At 73.7% G+C, this 19,768-nt stretch carries 16 protein-coding genes and 1 pseudogene; 8 read left to right on the top strand and 9 right to left on the bottom strand.

Translation table 11 applies throughout. The annotated features are described in order from the left end of the window. Positions 1–36 precede the first annotated feature (36 nt). On the top strand, positions 37–915 hold the full coding sequence (locus ACQPYN_RS31790) for an aldo/keto reductase (protein ID WP_433031589.1): 879 nt from the start codon (positions 37–39) through the stop codon (positions 913–915). A 34-nt stretch (positions 916–949) separates the two neighbouring features. Here ACQPYN_RS31790 and ACQPYN_RS31785 read toward each other — a convergent pair whose 3' ends face one another. Continuing rightward, complete coding sequence (locus tag ACQPYN_RS31785; RefSeq protein WP_433031586.1) at positions 950–2,557, bottom strand: SDR family oxidoreductase; 1,608 nt, start codon at positions 2,555–2,557, stop codon at positions 950–952. A gap of 300 nt (positions 2,558–2,857) precedes the next feature. On the opposite strand from ACQPYN_RS31785, the gene ACQPYN_RS31780 reads away from it, so the two are divergent. From ACQPYN_RS31780 to ACQPYN_RS31770, 3 genes and pseudogenes are all read left to right on the top strand, one after another. Further along, positions 2,858–3,469 carry a hypothetical protein gene (locus tag ACQPYN_RS31780; RefSeq protein WP_433031583.1) on the top strand — a complete coding sequence of 204 codons (612 nt, stop codon included), beginning with the start codon at positions 2,858–2,860 and terminating at the stop codon, positions 3,467–3,469. Between the two features lie 173 nt (positions 3,470–3,642). After that, on the top strand, positions 3,643–4,191 hold the full coding sequence (locus tag ACQPYN_RS31775; RefSeq protein ID WP_433031580.1) for a DoxX family protein: 549 nt from the start codon (positions 3,643–3,645) through the stop codon (positions 4,189–4,191). Between the two features lie 102 nt (positions 4,192–4,293). Next, positions 4,294–5,613 (top strand): annotated as a pseudogene (locus tag ACQPYN_RS31770) (D-arabinono-1,4-lactone oxidase). On the opposite strand, the gene ACQPYN_RS31765 reads toward ACQPYN_RS31770, so the two are convergent. Next, the gene (locus ACQPYN_RS31765) at positions 5,556–7,910 is read right to left on the bottom strand and encodes an FUSC family protein (protein WP_433031577.1); all 2,355 of its coding nucleotides are present in this window, start codon (positions 7,908–7,910) and stop codon (positions 5,556–5,558) included. The pseudogene ACQPYN_RS31770 and the gene ACQPYN_RS31765 overlap by 58 nt on opposite strands. 151 nt (positions 7,911–8,061) lie before the next feature. On the opposite strand from ACQPYN_RS31765, the gene ACQPYN_RS31760 reads away from it, so the two are divergent. Next, entirely contained in the window at positions 8,062–9,921 is a 1,860-nt protein-coding gene (locus ACQPYN_RS31760) for an acyl-CoA dehydrogenase (RefSeq protein WP_433031574.1), read from the top strand. Between the two features lie 31 nt (positions 9,922–9,952). Then, positions 9,953–10,840 (top strand): DUF72 domain-containing protein, encoded by an 888-nt coding sequence (locus ACQPYN_RS31755; protein ID WP_433031571.1) that lies wholly within the window; start codon positions 9,953–9,955, stop codon positions 10,838–10,840. Between the two features lie 3 nt (positions 10,841–10,843). Here the strand turns inward: ACQPYN_RS31755 and ACQPYN_RS31750 are convergent, their stop codons facing one another. The 5 genes from ACQPYN_RS31750 to ACQPYN_RS31730 all read right to left on the bottom strand — a co-directional run bounded on the left by ACQPYN_RS31750 (position 10,844) and on the right by ACQPYN_RS31730 (position 16,338). Further along, positions 10,844–11,719: a DUF1206 domain-containing protein gene (locus ACQPYN_RS31750; RefSeq protein WP_433031568.1), complete on the bottom strand. Its 876-nt coding sequence runs from the start codon at positions 11,717–11,719 to the stop codon at positions 10,844–10,846. Further along, positions 11,716–13,728, bottom strand: coding sequence for a VanW family protein (locus tag ACQPYN_RS31745; RefSeq protein WP_433031565.1), 2,013 nt, complete (start codon positions 13,726–13,728; stop codon positions 11,716–11,718). Before ACQPYN_RS31745 ends, ACQPYN_RS31750 begins: the two co-directional genes overlap by 4 nt. Beyond that, on the bottom strand, positions 13,725–14,060 hold the full coding sequence (locus ACQPYN_RS31740; RefSeq protein WP_274192158.1) for a GroES family chaperonin: 336 nt from the start codon (positions 14,058–14,060) through the stop codon (positions 13,725–13,727). The genes ACQPYN_RS31745 and ACQPYN_RS31740 overlap by 4 nt, the downstream gene beginning before the upstream one ends. 215 nt (positions 14,061–14,275) lie before the next feature. Then, positions 14,276–15,466 carry an ATP-binding protein gene (locus ACQPYN_RS31735; RefSeq protein ID WP_274192159.1) on the bottom strand — a complete coding sequence of 397 codons (1,191 nt, stop codon included), beginning with the start codon at positions 15,464–15,466 and terminating at the stop codon, positions 14,276–14,278. Positions 15,467–15,636: 170 nt separating this feature from the next. Continuing rightward, positions 15,637–16,338 (bottom strand): TetR/AcrR family transcriptional regulator, encoded by a 702-nt coding sequence (locus ACQPYN_RS31730; protein ID WP_433031560.1) that lies wholly within the window; start codon positions 16,336–16,338, stop codon positions 15,637–15,639. Positions 16,339–16,413: 75 nt separating this feature from the next. Here ACQPYN_RS31730 and ACQPYN_RS31725 point away from each other — a divergent pair, with 75 nt between their 5' ends. Together ACQPYN_RS31725 and ACQPYN_RS31720 are read left to right on the top strand one after the other, a co-directional pair. Beyond that, the gene (locus ACQPYN_RS31725) at positions 16,414–16,965 is read left to right on the top strand and encodes an SCP2 sterol-binding domain-containing protein (protein ID WP_433031557.1); all 552 of its coding nucleotides are present in this window, start codon (positions 16,414–16,416) and stop codon (positions 16,963–16,965) included. Positions 16,966–16,978: 13 nt separating this feature from the next. After that, a complete protein-coding gene (locus ACQPYN_RS31720; RefSeq protein ID WP_433031554.1) occupies positions 16,979–18,190 on the top strand; it encodes an acyl-CoA dehydrogenase family protein in 1,212 nt (403 codons plus the stop codon). A 117-nt stretch (positions 18,191–18,307) separates the two neighbouring features. Here the strand turns inward: ACQPYN_RS31720 and hchA are convergent, their stop codons facing one another. Together hchA and ACQPYN_RS31710 are read right to left on the bottom strand one after the other, a co-directional pair. After that, complete coding sequence (gene hchA / locus ACQPYN_RS31715) at positions 18,308–19,195, bottom strand: glyoxalase III HchA (RefSeq protein ID WP_433031551.1); 888 nt, start codon at positions 19,193–19,195, stop codon at positions 18,308–18,310. Positions 19,196–19,326: 131 nt separating this feature from the next. After that, a complete protein-coding gene (locus tag ACQPYN_RS31710; RefSeq protein WP_274197747.1) occupies positions 19,327–19,581 on the bottom strand; it encodes a hypothetical protein in 255 nt (84 codons plus the stop codon). Positions 19,582–19,768: the final 187 nt, after the last annotated feature.

Raw genomic sequence — 19,768 nt, 5'->3', positions numbered from 1 at the left:
ACGGCTGGACCGAACACGGCCGGAAAGGGTGAGCACATGACCGACGACACCGCTGTCGAGACGGGCCCCGTGGCTGCCTCCGGAGAGTTCGCGCTGGGCGACGACCTGCGGGTGCGTCGCCTCGGGTACGGCGCCATGCGCCTGACCGGCGAGGGCATCTGGGGACCCCCCAAGGACCCGGAGAACGCGGTAGCGGTCCTGCGGCGGGCGGTCGAGCTCGGCGTCGACTTCGTCGACACCGCGGACTCCTACGGGCCCTACGTCAGCGAGGAGCTCATCCGGGAGGCGCTGTACCCGTACCGCGGGATCACCGTGGCCACCAAGGCGGGCCTGCTGCGCACCGGACCGAACCGCTGGATCCCCTGCGGGCGCCCGGAGTACCTGCGCCAGGAGGCCGAGATGAGCCTGCGCCGCCTCGGCGTGGAGACGCTCGACCTCTTCCAGCTCCACCGCATCGACCCGCACGTCGCCGCCGACGAGCAGTTCGGTCTGCTCGCCGATCTGCAGCGCGAGGGCAAGGTCCGCGAGGTCGGCCTGAGCCAGGTCTCCGTCGCGGAGATCGAGGCGGCCGGACGCATCGTCGACGTCGCCTCGGTGCAGAACCGCTACAACCTGGTCGACCGCTCCTCGGACGACGTGCTGCGCCACTGCACCGCGCACGGCATCGGGTTCATCCCGTGGGCCCCGGCCGACGCCGGCAAGCTCGCCGAGCCCGGCCACGCCGCGGCGCGGGCCGCCGACGCGCTCGGTGCGACGCCGGCGCAGGTCGCGCTGGCGTGGCTGCTGCAGCGCAGCTCGGTGATGCTGCCCATCCCGGGCACCAGCTCGCTGGAGCACCTCACGGAGAACTGCGCGGCCGCGACCCTCGAGCTCGACCGCGACACCGTCGCGACGCTGGACGCCGCCGGCTCCTGACGTCGGGAGTCCGGGCCGGGCCGGGCCGGGCGCGTCAGGTCCCCGTGCGCAGCACGGGCCGGGCGCGCTCGGCGTCCCGGCGCGAGCGCCGGTCGCGGAGACGCGCCACGACGCCCGTCGGGGGGTCCGGGTCCTCGCCGCGCTCCACACGCTCGGCGGCGCCCACGATGCGTCGCTCCATGCCGCCGAAGACCAGGGCGTGGAACGGCGCGATGACGTACCAGTACGCGTGGCCGGCGAGCCCGTGCGGGAAGAAGATCGCGCGCTGCCGGTAGATCGAGCCGTCCTCGGTGGGGGCGACCCGCAGCTCGAGCCACGCGAGGCCCGGAGCCTTCATCTCCGCGCGCAGGCGCAGCAGCCGCTCGCCCGGGGCCAGCGCGGTCTCGTCGGGGTCGAGGCGCGAGACCCCCTCGTCGACGCACTCCTCGACGCGCCACCAGTCCAGGGCGTCGCCGACCTTGAGCGAGTCGGCGTCCCGTCGGCCGCGACGCAGCCCGACCCCGCCGACGAGCCGGTCCATCACCCCGCGCGCCCACCAGCCCAGCGGGAACGAGTACCAGCCCCGCTCGCCGCCGATGCCGGTGACGACGTGCCACACGTGCTCGGCCGACGCGGACGCGTGGCGCTCGCGGCTGTCGGTGTAGACGGTGCCGCCCGCCCACGCGGGGTCCGACGGCAACGGGTCCGAGGGCGCGTACGTCGCGTTCGCCCCCGACCAGCGCGTCTCCACCTGGCCGGAGCTGATCCGCTGCAACGCCAGGGAGACGGCCCGCTGGAAGCCGGTGAGCCCGCCCTCGGGCGGTGCCACGAACTGGTCGATGTCGTGCTCGGCGGCGACGACCTCGTGGACCAGCGAGTCGATGAGGGGCACGGCCGTCGAGCGGGGCACCGGGGTCACGAGGTTGACCCAGTGCGACGACAGGCGCGGGGTCAGCACCGGGACCGGCAGCATCGTCCGTCGCGGCAGCTGCGCGACCTCGGCGAAACCCTCCATCATCTCGAGGTAGGTCAGGACGTCGGGGCCGCCGATGTCGAACGTCCGGTTGATCTCGGGCGGCAGCGTCACCGCCTTGACCAGGTAGTGCAGGACGTCGCGGATGGCGATGGGCTGGACGCGGTGGTGCACCCACGACGGCGTGAGCATCACGGGCAGGCGCTCGGTGAGGTAGCGCAGCATCTCGAAGCTCGCCGACCCCGACCCGAGGATCACCGCCGCCTGCAGGATGACGGTCGGGACGCCCGAGCGCAGGAAGGTCTCGCCGACCTCGGCGCGCGACGCGAGGTGCTCGGAGAGCTCGACGCCCTCCGGGTGCATGCCGCCGAGGTAGACGATCCGCGACACGCCGGCCTCGCGGGCCGCCTGCGCGCTGATCAGCGCCGCCCGGCGGTCGACCGCGGCGAAGCCGTGCTCGGAGAGCGAGTGCACGAGGTAGTACAGGACGTCGGCGCCCTCGCAGGCGCGGCGCATCGACTCCTCGTCGAGGACGTCGCCCGCGACGATCTCCACCTGCTGCGCCCACGGGGTGTCGCGCATCTTCGCGGGGTCGCGCACGACACAGCGCACCTCGTGGCCCTCCGCCGCCAGGCGTGGGGCGAGGCGCCCGCCGATGTATCCCGTCGCTCCGGTCACCACGCATCGCACGAGGTCGATCGTGGTGCCTGCGCGCCCCGACCGCAGTGTCGGACCACGGGTGCGGGGCGGCTGACGTCCGACTTCGTCCGACCGGGACCCGTCCCGAAACCCCGCGGCACTCCAGGGAGTGACACCCGGCCGGGGGATCCATCGGCGTGTCGCGGGCGAATGGCCGTGTCGGCGGGATCCGGGCCCCAAGTCCTCTCCAGGAGCTGCCGTTGAGGGAGCCAGATGCTCGACGTCATTCGGCCGTTCGGCGGCCACGGCGGACGGGCCGATGGATCAGTAGTCGGGGAGGTCGAAGTGTGGGTGTGGCGTGACGACCTGGGGTCCGGAGGAGCGCTCGGCGGAGCCGGCGGGTGGCGACTGGACGGGAACAACACGTGGGTGTGGGAAGAGCCCTCGCCGCTCGACCGGCCGGGGGCCGGCACGGGTGCGCTGCGGGGCTACGCCGGCGGGGCGGGGAGCGCTCCCGTCGTCGACCGGCGACGGCCGGAGCGGCGCCCGGAGCGGCCGGTCGGTGACCGGGCGCTGGCGACGCTCGGGGACGACCCGACGCCGATCTTCCACGAGCTGAGCGTCGACCGGTCGCGGGACATTCCGCGACCGTCGTGGCGCGAGCGCGACCGGGACGCGGTGCACGTCCCGGAGCCGCACCCCGGCTCCGGCGCGCTGCCGATCCAGGACGAGGAGTGGGCACAGCGGGCACAGCACCACGGCCGGGGTCTGCGCGACGTGCCGACCGTGCCCCCGCCGCCGGCTCCCGGGGCCGGGGAGAACCCGGAGGACGAGCTGCGCCGTCGCGCCGAGCGCCGTCGCCGCCCGATGGGTGACGCCCGCGACGACGCGGGACGCGAGGGTGGGCGCCACACCTGGCGCCGCGAGGAGACCAGGTCGGGGCGGCACGCGCTGCGTCGCTGACGCCGCCGACGGGTACCGGTTCGTCGGGTCGTCCGACACGGGCGACCCGGCGCTCCGGGCGGACGCCGCCGTAGGGCAGCACCGGCCGGAGCTATGCTGCGACACCCGCGCGGACCGTCGGTCCTCCGGCGTGTCCGGTCCCGTCGTCGTCGCGCCCCGTGGAGGTCGCTTCCGTGCTCATCCGTCGTCTCGCCCGGCCCCTGCTGGCCGCCATCTTCATCAAGGGCGGGGTCGACACCCTGCTCAACCCCGAGCCGCGGGTGCAGAAGGCCACCCCGCTGCTGGAGAAGGCCGCGCCGAGCCTGCCGGACCAGGTCCCCTCCGAGCCCCACCAGCTGGTCAAGATCGACGCCGGCGTCAAGATCGGGGCCGGGGTGCTGCTGGCCGTCAACAAGTTCCCGCGACTGGCGTCGCTGGCCCTGGCCGGGACCCTGGTGCCGACCACCGTCGCGGGTCACCCGTTCTGGGAGAAGTCCGACCCGGCGGAGAAGGCGGCCGACCAGCAGCAGTTCCTCAAGAACCTCAGCATCCTCGGCGGGCTGATCCTGGCCGCGGTGGACACCGAGGGGAAGCCGTCGCTGGGCTGGCGCGGCCGTCGTGCCGCCCGCAAGCTCGCCGAGAAGACGAGCGACCTCACCGACCAGACCGAGGGCACCGGCGACAAGGTGCGCCAGACCCTCACTGACAGCGTGGACGTCGCGATCGGCAAGTTCGCGGCCTGACTCGGGCGAGCGCAGCGACGGGTCCCGTCCGAACCGCCACGGGGACCGCCGGCGACGGCGGTCCCCCGCGCGGGCGGATCCCGCCTGGGTCGAGCCCCTAGGGTGGCGTCCGTGTGGACGAACTGGTCCGGAGGCCAGCAGTGCCGGCCGACCGCGACGGTGCGCCCGCTCGACGACAGCGGCGTGTCGGCGGTGGTGCGGCGCGCGGCGGAGCGGGGCCAGACCGTCCGGCCGATCGGCGCCGGGCACTCCTTCAGCGCGCTCGCGGTCACCGACGGCGTCCACGTCGACCTCTCCGCGTTCCGCGGGGTCACCGGCATCGGCGGACGCCCCGGCCGGCCGACGGTCCGCGTCCGGGCCGGCACGACGGTCGGTGAGCTGCACGAGGAGCTCGCCTCTCGGGACCTCGCGCTCGAGGCGCCGCTCGAGCTCGCCGCCCCGACGGTCGGGGGCGCGCTGGCCGTCGGCATGCACGGCAGCGGGTCTGCGCACGGCTCGCTGTCCGCGGCCGTCGCGGGGCTCCGCCTCGTCGACGGCCGGGGCCGCCTGCGGGACGTGACCGTCGCCGACCTCGACGGCGCCCGCACCTCGCTCGGCGCGCTGGGCATCGTGGTCGAGGCGGAGCTCGCCGTCGTCCCGGCCGGCCGGGTCCGCGTGACGCGCGCGCCGCGCCCCGTCGAGGAGGTCCTCGACCCGGCGTTCTGGGCGGAGCACCCGGTGGCGGAGGCCGCGGTCTTCCCGTCCGCGGGCACGGCGCTGACCCGCTGGGCCGAGCCGCTGCCCGAGCACACCGACACCGGGGACACCGACGAGGACGCGGAGACCGAGGAGCCCGAGCGCAGCCTCGGCGTCACCGTGGCCGGCGCCACCGGGCGCACCGCGCTCGGCGGTGCGGTGGTCGTGGAGCGCGCCCTGCCCCGTCTCGTCCCGCGGTTCAACCGCGCGGTCTCGCGCCTCGCCCGCCGGGTCTCGGCCACCGGCCCGATGTACCGGGTGCTCTCCAGCCCGCCCGCGGTCCGCTACGAGCAGACCGAGTGGGCGCTGCCCCGGGCGGCGCTCGCCGAGGGCGCCCGGTAGCTGTTCGCCGCGCTCGCCGACGACCACCTGGAGGTCGGGCTCCCCGTCCGGCTGCGCGTCGGCGCGCCCGAGTCCGGCTGGCTGCACCCCGCGCACGACCGCCCGACGGCCTGGGTGGCCGTGCGCGTCCCGCGCGGCACCGACCACGCCCCGGTGCTCGAGCGGGCCTACCGGGTCCTGCGCGCCCACGGCGGACGCCCGCACTGGGCGTCGCGCTCCGACTGGACCGTCGAGGACACCGCCCGCGCCTACCCGCGCCTGCCCGACTTCCGGCGGGTGCGCGACGACTACGACCCGGACCGGGTGTTCGCCACCCCCGCGCTGGCGGCGGTGCTGGGCGACTGATCCTCGTCGAGGTCCTCGGCGGCCCCGAGATCGATCGCCAGCCCGACGACCGCCTGGTCGATGCGGCGCAGGAGGCGGGCCACCCCGAGCATCGCCGTGCGCCGGTGGGGATCGTCGGCCGACCGGGCTGCGTGCTCCTCCGCGGCGTCGACGAGGCGCTCGGCGGAGCGGGCCCGGACCTGCCCGCCGTCCGAGGCGCGCTTGCCGCGCACGAGGACGTCGCGCAGCCCGTCGAGGTTCGCCCGCACCTGCTCCGAGGCCGGGACGAGCGTGGCGGCCCAGCTCGGGTCGGTGAGGTGGTCGGCGCTGCGGGCCAGCGAGCGCGCGTAGACGTCGCACACCACCAGGACCCGCAGCCCCTGCTGGTAGCTCGACCGCGCCCGCCGGCGGGCCAGCGGGGCGGCCAGCGGCTGGGCGCGCTGGCGCAGGGTCACCAGCGCGTCGTCCATCGCCCGCACGCCCTCCCGCCGGGAGGTCGCCGTCGCGCGGCCCACCAGCCGGTCGGTGGCGTCGGCGAGCACCTGGTCGATCGCGTCGACGAGCTCGCTGACCGCCTCCCCGAAGGCCGCCCGCGTCCCCCGCGGCAGCACGAGGAAGGCGGCGACGATGCTCGCGGCCGCCCCGATCGCGGTCTCCTCGATCCGCAACAGGAGCACCTCGACGCTGAACTGGCCGATGAGGCCGTAGACCAGCGCCAGCACGGCGGTGATCCAGAACGCGAGCATCGCCGGCGAGATGCGCACCAGGTAGAGGGCGAGGAAGACGCCGACGAACAGCAGCACGAGCGACAGCACCTGGTTGTCGCCCACCAGCGCGGCGAGCCCCATGCCGGCGATCACGCCGCCGATCGTGCCGACGACCCGGCCCCAGCCCCGCGTGAGCAGATCGCCCCGGCTGTTGGTGCCGGCGAACACGACGAAGGCGGCGATCACCGCCCAGTACCAGCGTTGCGGCGCGATCGACTCGCTCACGACGATCGCGAGCGTCGCCGCCACCCCCACCTGCACGGCTTGGCGCGTCGTGACGGCGATCCCGCCCGCGGGGCGCGGCGGCTCCTCCTCGGGCCGCACGTCGTCCTCGGCGGGGCGGCGCTCGGGCACGTCGACCGTGCTCCCCGGCTCCGGGCGGTCGGCGAGTGCGTCCGGCGACGGGGCGCCCCCGCCCGCGTCCCGCCGCCCCGGCGCCGAGGCGGGCGACGGGGCGTCGAGCTGCGCGTGGTGGATCGCGTCGGCCACCCGCCGGATGGCGAAGGCCGTGCGCTGCACGCGCTCCCCGCCGGCGCGGGTGTCGGCCACGAGCCCGGCCACCGCGGCGCGGGCGTCCGCGGACGCCTCGAGGATCGTCGCCTGGTCGGTGCCGGCCCCCAGCGCGGTGCGCAGATGGCCCACGCCGGTGCGCAGGGCCCCGACGACGACCGGGTCGAGGGGCTCGGGCGGTCCGTCGGTGGGCGGCAGCGCGAGGCGTCGCACGACCACCGAGAGGCGCTCGAGGGCGAGCTCCGCGTCCGCGACCCGCAGCGCGAGCGTGTCGTCGTCGAGGCCGGGCCAGACGCGCCCGGCGGTGGTCTGCTCGAGGGCGTCCTCGACGAGCAGGGCCACCTCCTGCAGCCGCGCGCGGGCCTTCCGGACGCTCTCGAGGTCGCCCTCGTCCGGGCCCTCGCGCGGCAGCTCCACCAGCACGTCGTCGATCTCGCCGACCAGCGCGTGGGCGCGCGCCCGGAAGGCCGTCACCATCCGTCGCAGCGTCCGGGCGGGCCGCTCCGCGAACACGACCCCGCGCAGCAGCAGCGTGGACGAGACGCCCACGACCACCGCGATCAGCAGCCACGGCACCTGCGCCGGCGCGACCTTGAGGAACTGGGTGAAGAAGAAGGGCATGAACGCGGCCATGCCGAGCGCGAAGCCGCGTGGCCCGTAGCGGCGGACCCAGACCGCGACCACCATGACCGCGACGAACGAGACCGCGGACGCGATCGGGTAGGGCGCCACGAACGCCCCGGCGACGGTGCTCGCCGCCGCGGGCAGGATCAGGAGCGCGGTGGTCGTGCGCCGACGCGGCAGGGTGGGCTCGTTGACCGCGAGGTTCGAGATCATCGCCAGGACGCCGGTGAACAGCAGGACCGTGACCGGCTCGGACGGGTCGAGCAGCGCGCGCAGGGCGGCCACCACCGCGACCGCGAGGATCATGGACGTGACGGCGATCGCGGCGAGGCGCAGGCGCGTCAGGCCGGGGTCGACGCCGGCGAGCCAGGTGCGGAGGTCGAAGGATCGCCGCCCTCGTCGCCCGTCGCCTGCCACCGCTCCTCCGTCCGGGACGCTGGGCGCGAGTCTCGCACGGTGGGCGCGCCGCAGGCCGATCTCGACAGGGTTACCCCGGAGTAATACTCTGCGGTTACCGGCCGGTAGAGACGCCGACCGCACACCACGTGGTGAACAGGAGCGAGGCGGGATGGGCCACTACAGGGCGAACGTCCGCGACATCGAGTTCAACCTCTTCGAGGTCTTCCGCGTCCAGGACCGCTTCGGTTCCGGGCCCTTCGCGGACGCCGACGAGGAGACCGCCCGCGCCCTGCTGGGCGAGGTGGCGGCGATCGCGGAGGGGCCGTTGGCCGACTCCTACGAGTCCGGCGACCGCAACCCGGTGCGCTTCGACCCGCAGACCCACACCGCCCACCTCGACGAGGGCATCAAGAAGTCGTTCCACACGCTGTGGGACGGCGAGTGGTGGCGGCTCTCGGCCGACAACGAGATCGGCGGTATGGGCGTCCCGCCCACCGTCCAGTGGGCCGCCGGCGAGATGATCCTCGGCGCCAACGCCCCGGTCTTCATGTACATGGCGGGCCCGAACTTCGCCTCGGTCGTCTACCGCAACGGCACCGAGCAGCAGAAGCACTGGGCGCAGCTCATGGTCGACCGCGGCTGGGGCGCCACCATGGTGCTCACCGAGCCCGACGCGGGCTCCGACGTGGGCGCCGGCCGCACCAAGGCCCGCGACAACGGCGACGGCACCTGGTCGATCGAGGGTGTCAAGCGCTTCATCACCTCGGGCGACGCCGGCGACCTCAACGAGAACATCATGCACCTGGTGCTCGCCCGCCCCGAGGGCGCGCGGGCCGGCACCAAGGGCCTGTCGCTGTTCCTCGTCCCCAAGTTCCACTTCGACCCCGAGACCGGCGAGCCGGGCGAGCGCAACGGCGCCTTCGTCACGAACGTCGAGCACAAGATGGGTCTCAACGCCTCGGCAACCTGCGAGGTCACCTTCGGCGGCAACGGCGTCCCGGCCACCGGCTGGCTGCTCGGCGAGGTCCACGACGGCATCGCCCAGATGTTCCAGGTCATCGAGTACGCCCGGATGATGGTCGGCACCAAGGCCATCGGCACGCTCTCGACGGGCTACCTGCGGGCGCTGGAGTACGCGAAGGAGCGCATCCAGGGCGCGGACCTCACGCGCCAGACGGACAAGACCGCCCCGCGCGTGCCGATCACCAACCACCCGGACGTGCGCCGCAGCCTGATGCTGCAGAAGGCGTACGCCGAGGGCCTGCGCGCCGTCTACACGTTCACGTCGACCTACCAGGACGTGATCCGCTTCGGTGAGGCTCCCGACGCGGATCGCGGCGCGGTGTCCGACGAGGACATCGCCCTCGCGGAGAAGGTCAACGACCTGCTGCTGCCCATCGTCAAGGGCGTCGGCTCCGAGCGGGCGTCCGAGCAGCTGATCCAGTCGCTGCAGACCCTCGGTGGCTCGGGCTACCTGCAGGACTACCCGATCGAGCAGTACATCCGCGACGCCAAGATCGACTCGCTGTACGAGGGCACTACGGCGATCCAGGCGCAGGACTTCTTCTTCCGCAAGATCGTCCGGGACAACGGCCAGGCGCTGATGCACGTCGCCGGCCAGGTCCAGGCGTTCCTCGACGCCGAGAGCGGGAACGGGCGTCTCAAGGAGGAGCGCGCGCTTCTCGCCACGGCGCTGGGCGACGTCCAGTCGATGCTCGGCAGCATGGTCGGCTACCTGACCTCCTCGCAGGAGGACGTCACCAACCTCTACAAGGTCGGCCAGCACGCGGTGCGCTTCCTGATGAGCGTGGGCGACATGCTCATCGGGTGGCTGCTCCTGCGGCAGGCCGAGGTGGCGGGCGAGGTGCTCGACGCCGGCACCGCCGGGCGCGACCAGAACTTCTACGAGGGCAAGATCGCCGTCGCGCGGTTCTTCGCCCGCAACGTGCTGCCCGAGCTCAGCTCCCGCCGCACGATCGTCGAGGGCGCCGAGAACTCGATCATGGAGCTCGACGTCGCCTCGCTGTGATGGCGTCGCCATGTGAGTGTTCTGGGTCGTCATGACGACCCAGAGCACTCACGTGCGGACACGCATCGGGACCTCCGGGTGGATCTACCCGCCGTGGCGGGGGGTCTTCTACCCGAAGGGTCTCGTCCAGCGTCGTGAGCTGGAGTACCTCGCCGAGCGTCTCGACACCGTCGAGATCAACGGGTCCTTCTACAGCCTCCAGCGCGCCTCGAGCTACCGGACGTGGGCGGAGCGCACGCCCGACGACTTCGTGTTCGCGGTCAAGGGCGGGCGCTTCGTCACGCACATGAAGAAGCTGCGCGGCGTCGAGGAGGCGCTCGCGAACTTCTTCGCCTCGGGGCCGCTGGCCCTCGGACCCAAGCTCGGGCCCGTCCTGTGGCAGCTGCCGCCGAACCTGGGCTACCACCCCGAGCGCATCGAGGACTTCCTGCGGCTGCTGCCGCGCACCACCGCCGAGGCCGCGGCGCTGGCCGAGGGCCACACCGACAAGGTCCCCGAGCCCGCGACCACCACCGACGAGGACCGTCCGCTGCGCCACGCGATGGAGGTCCGGCACGCCAGCTACCGCGACCCGGGCTTCGTCGACCAGCTGCGCCGGTACGGCGTCGCGCTCGTCGTCGCGGACACCGCGGGGACCTTCCCGCGCCTCGACGACGTCACCGCCGACCACGTCTACGTCCGCCTCCACGGCGACACCGAGCTCTACGCCAGCGGCTACACCCCCGAGGCGCTCGACCGGTGGGCGGCGACGATCCGCGCCTGGGCCGCCGGCGAGGCCCCGACGTCCGGGGACACCGTGGCGCCCGACGACCCGCCGCCGCCCGCTCCGTCGGGGCGCGACGTCGTCGTCTACTTCGACAACGACATCAAGGTGCACGCGCCGTTCGACGCGATGGGGCTGCGGGACCGGTGTCGCTGAGGGTCAGATCCGGCGCGCCCACGCCTCGGCGGCGCAGTAGAGCCCGTAGGCCACGAAGCCCAGGGCGACGACGAGCAGGAGCACCACGCCGAAGGGCTGCGCGACGAGCGCCTTCAGGGCCGCGTCGAGCCCTCCGGCCTGCCCCGGGTCCGAGCGCAGGGCGGCCAGGCCGAACAGCACCGCCATCACCGCGAACGCCACGGCGCGCAGCACGTGGCCCGCGATCCCGAGCCAGTAGACGGGCCTGCGCAGGCCCTGCGGCAGCCGGGACCAGGCGAGGTCCTCGGCGAACGAGCCGCGGATGCCGGTCCAGGCGGTCGCCCCCGCGATCACCAGGACGACGAGCGCGACGACCCCGACGATCAACTGGCCGCCGGGCAGCGCCAGCAGACCGGCGGTGGTCTGCTGGGAGCCGCTGCTGCTCGACCCGGACGAGCCGGTGACCAGCAGCTGCACCCCGATGAGGGCCACGAAGAGCACGCCGACGGCCGTGGCCCCGGACCCGATCCGTCGCTGGGTGCGGGCCCAGCCCGAGGCCCAGCGGAACCCGGTGGCCGCGGCCACGCCCTGCCAGATGCCGAAGGCGACGAGCCCGATCACGATCACGACGATGAGGACGAACCCGAACGGCTCGGCGGCCAGCGTCGACAGGGCGCCCTGCTGATCGGCCTGCCCGCCCCCGCGCACCGCGATCTGCACCGCGATGACCCCGATGAGCAGGTGCACGAGGCCGTAGCCGGCGAGGCCGACCCGTCCGAGGATCTCGACCGCGCGGTGCGGGGCCTCGCCCTCGCCGTCACCCCGGGCGACGTCGCGGGTGGAGCCGGACGAGTACCCCGCCGACGACCCGCCCGAGGACCCCGCCGCCGCGTCGCTCACCGGCCGCAGGTGACGGTCGGCTGGGGCTCGTAGCGCACCGTGCGGGGCTCACGACGGACCTCGCCGGTCCGGACGTCGCGCAGCACCCGGGTGTCGGTGATCGTGAAGCCCTCCGAGCCCTGGGAGGGCTTGCACTCCGGGTTGGCGCCGAGGTCGCGCACCCCGGGCGGGGTCGGGTTCACCCGCGGCCCGGGCTCCGAGGTCACCTCGAAGCGCTTGATGCCGTAGAGCTGCACCGTGATCGACGACGGGGTCCACTGGGTGCGGATGTACACCGGCGTGGGCCCGTCGTTGCCGAGGCGCAGGTCGATCGAGCCCTCGAAGACGGTCGCCTCGCGGCCCGCCGGGTAGCGGCTGATGTAGTAGCTGTGCTCCTTGTGCTCGACGTCGTCGAGCCCCGCGAGGTAGCCCGCGTTGAAGAGCGTCGTCGCGAACTGGGAGACGCCGCCGCCGACCCCGCGGCCCGGGGCGCCGTCGTCGATGATCCCGGCGGGGACGAAGCCGTTGGCCTCGTTGCGGGGGCTCGAGGCCTCGTTGAGGCTGAACACCGAGTTCGGTGCGATGATCTTGCCGTTGACGATCTCGGCGATCCGCCGGATGTTCTGCCCGGAGTCGGGCTTGAAGCCCCGGGTGGTGAACTCCCCGATGAGCGTGGCGGGGCCCAGGGCCTGCAGCGACTCGGTGGTCACCTCCGGCTGGGTCGTCGTGTAGACGGCGTTGATCGCGCGTCCGGTGGCGGGCGGCGGCGAGGCCGGCTCGGCGCCCGGCGTCACCGGCGGCGGGGTGAAGATCGGCGGGGTGGTCCCGTCGTCGGGGCGGCGCAGGGCCTCGACGATCCCCTCGAAGGTCCGCGGCCAGTCGATCTCCCGGCCGACGACGGCCGGCACGACGGTCGCCGTCGTCCCGCCGAACTCGAGGGTGGCGTCGCGCGGCTCGGTCTCGGTGGTGCCGAGCTGCGGCTCGACGGCCGCGATCGCGGCCGGCTCGTCGACGCCGGGCGTGAGGCCGCCCTGCCCGTCGGGACGGAAGGTCAGGAACGTGGTGATCGCGCGGCTGGTGACCGTCGCGTTCTTCCCGTCGCCGACGACGGTCAGCGGGCCGGCGACGGCGGGGCGGGCGACGGTGTCGAGCGCCTCCTGGATCGCGGCGGGCGTGACCGTCACCGGGGCCTCGACGATCGGGAGGCCGACCGGGGTCGGGTCGAGCCAGTGCTCGGTGACGACCTGGGCGGCGACCGCGCCGTCGACGACCTGGCCGGGCACGGACTGGACGGCGACCGGCTCGAGGTTCTCGAAGCGGATCGTCCCCTCGGTGGCGGGGCGGTCGAGCTGCGGGCGGACGCCGTCGAGCGCCTGGCCCAGCGCGAACCCGTTGACCCGCGTCACCGGGGCCACGTCGCGGGTGCCGAACAGCGAGGTGAGGCGCGTCCAGGGGTTGAACGGCTGCTCGCCGGCGCGGGCGATGGTGCCCTCGACGTCGAGCTCGAGGCCTGCGGCTCGCGGGTCGATCGTGGCGGTGCTCGCCCCGGCCTGCAGCGTCACGGGCTGGGTGAGGCGGCCCGCGAGCTGGGTGTTGAGCTCCTGCTCGGCCTCGGGCTTGCCCATCCCGCCGATCTCGACCCCGGCGACGGCGACCCCGCGGGGCACGTCGGTGGAGGAGATCAGCAGGTCGCCGACGTAGAGCACGGCGAGCAGCCCGACCACGGCAGCGCCGATGAGCAGCGGGCGGCGGCGGCCGCCGGCGGAGTCGTCGCCGGCCTCGTGGGCGCCGTGCTCCCGGGGTGGTGGCCCCTGGGGGCCCGTCGGCCGGTCGTCGGTGACGGGGATCCACTCGGTGCGCTCGGCGTCGGTCTCCGCCCCGCGCTCCGGGGGCATCGACCGCGTGGGCTCGTCGAGCCCCGACCCGTCGGTGTCGGCCGTGGCGTCGATGTCCTCGGCGTCCCGATGGGGATCGTCGACGGCGGGGTCGACGGTCGTGTCCTCGGGTGTGCGGCCCCCGGGTGAGGTCACAGATACAGCCCCGTTCCGCTCGAACTTCTCGTCGACTCGGTCGTCGCGCTCGCGACGGCGTGCAGGTCGCGCTCTCGGAGCACGACGAAGGAACGCCCGGACACGTCGACCTCGAAGTGGTCGTCCTGGCCGTAGAGCACGCGATCCCCCACCGCGACACTGCGGACGTGCTGGCCCGTCCCGTACACGTCGCCCCAGACGAGCTTCTTGGGCGTCTGAGCGGTCGCCGGGATCACGATGCCCCCGCTGCTGCGCCGCTCGCCGTCGCCCTGGGCGGGCGCGACCATCACGCGATCGTGGAGCATCTGGATCTCCAGCCTGGGATCCGACACGTCGGGATCGTACGGGGCGCCCGGATTGCCTCGCGGGTCAGGGCCGTGGAGACCTCACGCGGGCCTGACGGGGAACCGGCCCGGAACGAGGAACGCCCCGTGGCCCTGCCAGGTCGGGGGTCCGGCAGCGCCACGGGGCTCGTCCGGTCTGTCGGTGGACGGGGAGGCCGCGTTACCCGGACCGCGGCAGTTCACTCGTCCGGGCTAGTCCGACCTCAGTCGCGGCCCAGGAGGAAGCGGCCGAAGTGCGGGACGGTGAACGCGATCCAGCCGCGCTCGGCGGAGAACACCAGGCCCTTGCGCAGCAGGCTGTCGCGCGCCGGGGACAGCGACGAGGGCTTGCGGGCGAGGTGCTGGGCCAGGGCGGCCGTGGTCACGGGCTCGTCGCGACCCTCGGCCAGCTCGGCCATGCCCTGCAGGTACTCGCGCTCGGCCGGGGTCGCGCGCTCGTAGCGCGAGCCGAAGAAGCCGACGGCGAGCTCGGTGCCGGCCTCCGGGGCCGCCATGCGCACGTCGTCGGCGTCGATGGGGCTCTGCACGGCGGCGTCCCAGGCGGCCTTGCCGTAGGCCTGGACGAAGTAGGGGTAGCCGCCCGAGACCTCGTAGAGCGCGTCGAGGGCGGCCTCGGTGAGCTCGGCGTCCTCCCGCTTCGCCGGCACCGTGAGCGCGAGGTCGGCGTCGGCGCGGTCCAGCTGGCCGATGTTCACGTAGCGGAAGAGCCGCTCGGAGTACGACTTGGACGCGCTCAGCACGGCCGGCAGGTGCGGCAGCCCCGCGCCGACGACGACGAGCGGGGCCCCGGACTGCGAGAGCTCGTGGCACGCCGCGCACAGGGCGGACACGTCGTCGAGCTGCAGGTCCTGCATCTCGTCGATGAGCAGCGCGATGCCGACACCGACGTCGGCGGCGAGCTCGGCGCACACCCCGAACAGCTCGACGAGGTCGATCTCGATGTCGCCCGAGTCCGCCCGCCCGTTCTTGACGGGCACGTCGATGCCCGGCTGCCAGCGGTCCTTGATCTTCGCGTCCGACGGCGTCGCCTTGAGCGCGAACGCCTTGAGCACACCGAGGGCGTCCTCGACGCGGTCGGGGGCGCGGTGGTGGACGGCGAGGTCGCGCACCGCGCGGTGCAGCGCGGCCGAGAGGGGCCGGCGCAGGTCGGCGTCCGGCCGCGCCTCGATCTTGCCGGCGCCCCACCCCGCGCGGACGGCCATCGAGCGCAGCTCGCCGAGCAGCACGGTCTTGCCGACCCCGCGCAGGCCCGTGAGCACGAGGCTGCGCTCCGGGCGGCCGCGCGCGACCCGCTCGAGGACCACGTCGAACGCGCCGAGCTCGCGGTCGCGGCCGGCCAGCTCCGGCGGGCGCTGGCCCGCGCCGGGGGCGTACGGGTTCCGCACGGGGTCCATGCGCCACCTCCGGGTCGGGCCTGGGCGCTACGAGCGTATGGACCTCTCTAGCGTCCGCCCGATACCTCGCGAGAAATCGCGATCGGCGTGTCGCGGATCGCGTCGTCTCGGGCTCTCTACGACATTCCTGAGACGGCGCAAGAGGACGCGATCGCGCTCTCTACGCCTCTCTAGCCCTCGGGCGAGACGGGCGGAGACGACGCGATGCCGCTCCGGTCCCGGGGCGGGCTCCAGACCCGACCGGAGCGCAGGGCGTCCAGCCCCGGCCAGGCCGCGGACATGAGCATGCCCGCGAGGACGTCGGCGGCGTCGTCACCCGTCACCGGCGCGGGCCCGGTCAGCCACCAGTCCGCGAGCCCCTCGGCCGCCCCGACCAGCGTGTGGGCGTACGGGCGCACGGCCTCCTGCGGCATGCCGAGCCCGTCGGCCATGAGGGCGGCGGCCTGGGCGACGATCCGGCCGCGCAGCGCGTCGACCTCGCCCGCGAACTCGCCCGTCGACGCCTGCCGGTAGAGCACCGTCCAGCCCGCACGGCGGGTGGTGAGCGCGTGGAAGAAGGCGCGCAGGCCGAGCCAGAGCCGGGTCTGGGGGTCGTTGGACGTGTCCTCGGTCGCTGCCCCGGATGATGCGGCCTCCACGGAACGCAGGAGGCGCTCGGCCTCCCGGTGCAGACACGCCGCGAACAGCTCGTCCTTACTGCCGCCGTGGGCGTAGACCATGGGCTTCGACAGCCCGGCGCGCGCGGCGACGTCGTCCATCGACGCACCGTGGAACCCCTGCTCCGAGAACACCGCGACGGCGGCGTCGAGCACCTGGCGCCGGCGCACCTCGGGAGCGAGACGCTGCCGTGCCGGACGTGCGGTGGGGGTCACGCTGGCGAATCCAATCTACCGATGCGTAAAGTAGGGCTCGATGGCGGGACCGCCAGTACCGCATAACCCGCGACGATGCCGGAGTCGACCGTGCCCGAGAAGATCGACGTCAACGAGCTGGGGCGCAGTGTCGACCCCAAGTCCCTCTCCGAGGAAGAGCTGGTGGGCTCCCTGCGGGACGGCCTGGCCGGCGGGGGCGCGAAGGACATCGACCCCTCCCTGTTCGCGCGGCTGGTGAAGAGCACGGGCAAGGGCCAGCTCGAGGCCGTCATGTCCTCGGAGGTGCGGCGGCCCGTCCTCGACGCCATCTTCGGCAGGATGGCCGAGTTCTACTCCTCCAAGGGGTCGAGCGCGAAGCGCCAGGTCGTGCACTGGCACGTCACGGGCGCCCCCGGTGGGGGTGACGACAGCTACCAGACGGCGATGCAGCACGGCACCTGCGAGGTGTCCGAGGAGCTCTCCGAGGAGCCGCGCACCGAGCTCTCGATGGACGGCGTGCAGTTCCTCAAGGTGGTCACGAACAACGCGTCGCCGATCACGCTGTTCATGACGCGCAAGCTCAAGGTGTCGGGCGACGTCGGGTTCGCGACGGCGCTGCAGAAGATGTTCACGATCCCCTCGGCGTGACAGGAGTCCAGCGATGACCTTCTCCATGGAGCTCTCCGAGGAGCACAACGATCTCCGCGACTGGGCCCACGGGTTCGCCGCCGAGGTGATCCGCCCGGCCGCCGCCGAGTGGGACGAGCGCGAGGAGACCCCCTGGCCGGTCCTGCAGGAGGCCGCCAAGATCGAGCTGTACAACTTCGAGACCCTGGCCAGCTTCTGGGGTGACGAGACGGGCCTGAGCCTGCCGCTCGTCAACGAGGAGCTGTTCTGGGGCGACGGCGGCATCGGGATGGCCATCTTCGGCACCACCCTCGCCGTCGCCGGCATCTTCTCCTCGGGCACGCCCGAGCAGATGGTCGAGTGGATCCCCCAGTGCTACGGCGACGCCGCCGACGTGAAGGTGGCGGCGTTCTGCTCCTCGGAGCCCGAGTCGGGCTCGGACGTCTCGGCGATGCGCACCCGTGCGGTGTACGACGAGGCCAAGGACGAGTGGACGCTCACCGGCGCCAAGGCGTGGGCGACCAACGGCGGCATCGCCAACATCCACGTCGTGCAGGCCGTCGTCGACTCGTCGCTGGGCTCGCGCGGCCAGGCGGCGTTCGTGATCCCGCCGAACACCCCGGGCCTCGAGTCCACTCGCAAGATCAAGAAGATGGGCCTGCGCGCGTCGCACACCGCGGACGTCTTCCTCGACGACGTCACGGTGCCCGGGTCCTGCCTGCTCGGCGGCAAGGAGAAGCTCGACGAGCGCCTCGCCCGCGCCCGCGAGGGCGTGAAGTCCAAGGGCTCGTCGGCCATGCAGACCTTCGAGCTCTCGCGCCCGACGGTCGGGTCGCAGGCGATCGGGATCGCCCGGGCCGCCTACGAGTACGCCCTCGAGTACGCGAAGACCCGCGAGACGTTCGGCCGCCCGATCATCGACAACCAGTCGATCGCGTTCACGCTCGCGGACATGAAGACCGAGATCGACGCGGCCCGCATGCTCGTCTGGCGCGCCGCCTGGATGGGTCGCAACGGCGTGGCCTTCGAGGCCGGCGAGGGATCGATGTCGAAGCTCAAGGCCGGCCGCGTCGCGGTCTGGGCCACCGAGCGCGCGATCCAGATCCTCGGCGGCGCCGGCTACTCCCGCGAGCACCCCGTCGAGCGGATGCACCGCGACTCGAAGATCTACGACATCTTCGAGGGCACCGAGCAGATCCAGCAGCTCGTCATCGCCCGCGCCATCAGCGGCCGCCACATCGCCTGACGCTCCCCAGCGCCATCGACGCCGGTCACGGGGCTGTCCCCGTGACCGGCGCCGTCGCGCGGCCGGCAGCCGTGCTCGTGTCGGCGCCCTCGTGTCGGCGAGCGGCCCGACGCCGGATCAGCGCCGATCGTGCTCCTGCACGTGCTCGAGCAGGGTGCTCGCGGCGATTCGACCCAGCCCGTTCGCGGCCAGGGGGCTGTCCCCCGTCAGCAACCGTCGGTCCCGGAGCACGTGACCGGCCATGTCCTCGTTGGTGACCACGACGCCCTGCTCCCGCAGACGGGTGGCCGCGAGCCACGGCATGGGCCCGGGGATGTAGCCGATGTCGAGGTTGGCGCCGGTGTCGAGGTCGTCGGGGAACACGCACACCCGGTAGCCCTCGAACGGGGAACGCTCGCGGTCGCGGCCGGCGGCCACCAGCGCGGCGGGCCCGTGGCACAAGGAGATGACGAAGCGGTCATCGGTCAGGGTCCAGTCCAGGACCGTCCGCACATGGTCACTCCCGGCGAGACCGATCATCGCGCCGTGACCGCCGGGGACGAACACCGCGAGGTAGTCCGAGTCCGGTCCGAGGCCCTCGACGACGTCGGCGAGGGCGAGCGGGTCCCGGAACTGCGGGGCGAACGTGTCGTAGGCCTCGTCCACGGCCTTGTCGTCGGCGGGCATGGCCCAGTGCTCGAACTTCACCGGGTTGCCCGAGACGGTGGCGACGTCGATCCCGAACCCGGTCTCGTGCAGATGCATCATCGGCAGCAGGGTCTCCACCGGATGATTGCCGGTGGAGAACAGGCGTCCGTTCTGCATCGGCAGGTAGCGCTCGTCGACGCCGATCACGAGCACCTTCCAGCGCCCGCCCGTGTAGCCGTTCGGGTGGTCGACGCCGTCGAAGTCCGTTCGTGGCGGCACGTACTGGCCCAGCGAGTACGGCGAGGGGAAGAACGCGTTGCGCTCCGCCGGGTCCGGGGTCGGTTCCGTGGACCGGTCGGACGTGTCGGTACTGGTCATCGCGGATGCTCCCGTCGAGAGGGTCTCGACGGATTCCCCGGCTCAGGCCGTGCCCACTCCCGCCGCGCGCCGGCTGAGCAGACCACGGAACGAGGACGGTGGTCCGGGCGTGGAGTCGAGCGCCGGGGCGCTCAGGGCTCGCCGAGACGCCAGTGGCCCCGCGGTCGCGGGATCGCCACCGGGTGGTGGCGGGCGATCCGCACGTCGGCGGCGTACTCGCCGGCGCCGATCAGGGCGTGTCGCCGCCGTTCGGCCTCGTGGTGGGCCGCCGTCAGGCCGTAGGGCCCGTACGCGTCGCGGAACCGCCCGGTGCGATCGACCACCACGACGAGGTACTCGCCCGCGTCGCGTCGCTCACCGTCGGTGCGGTGTGCCTGTCCGTCCATCCACTCCCCCCGGAGCACGACCACGGACGGGGTGGACGAACGTCCAGCGTGGCCCGGCCGTGGACCGCGCGGCCGCAGGTCGTGCGGGCCGCGCGAATGACGGAGGACAGGGGACCGACCCGGCTCGGGTCGGAGGAGCGGATCGCCCCTCCTGGCTGCGTCGGACTGTCAACCGTCTCGCTGTGTG

This window comes from Actinomycetospora sp. CA-053990 (assembly GCF_050948445.1).
GTDB lineage: Bacteria > Actinomycetota > Actinomycetes > Mycobacteriales > Pseudonocardiaceae > Actinomycetospora > Actinomycetospora callitridis.
This window is presented reverse-complemented; position numbering and strand designations above follow the sequence as displayed.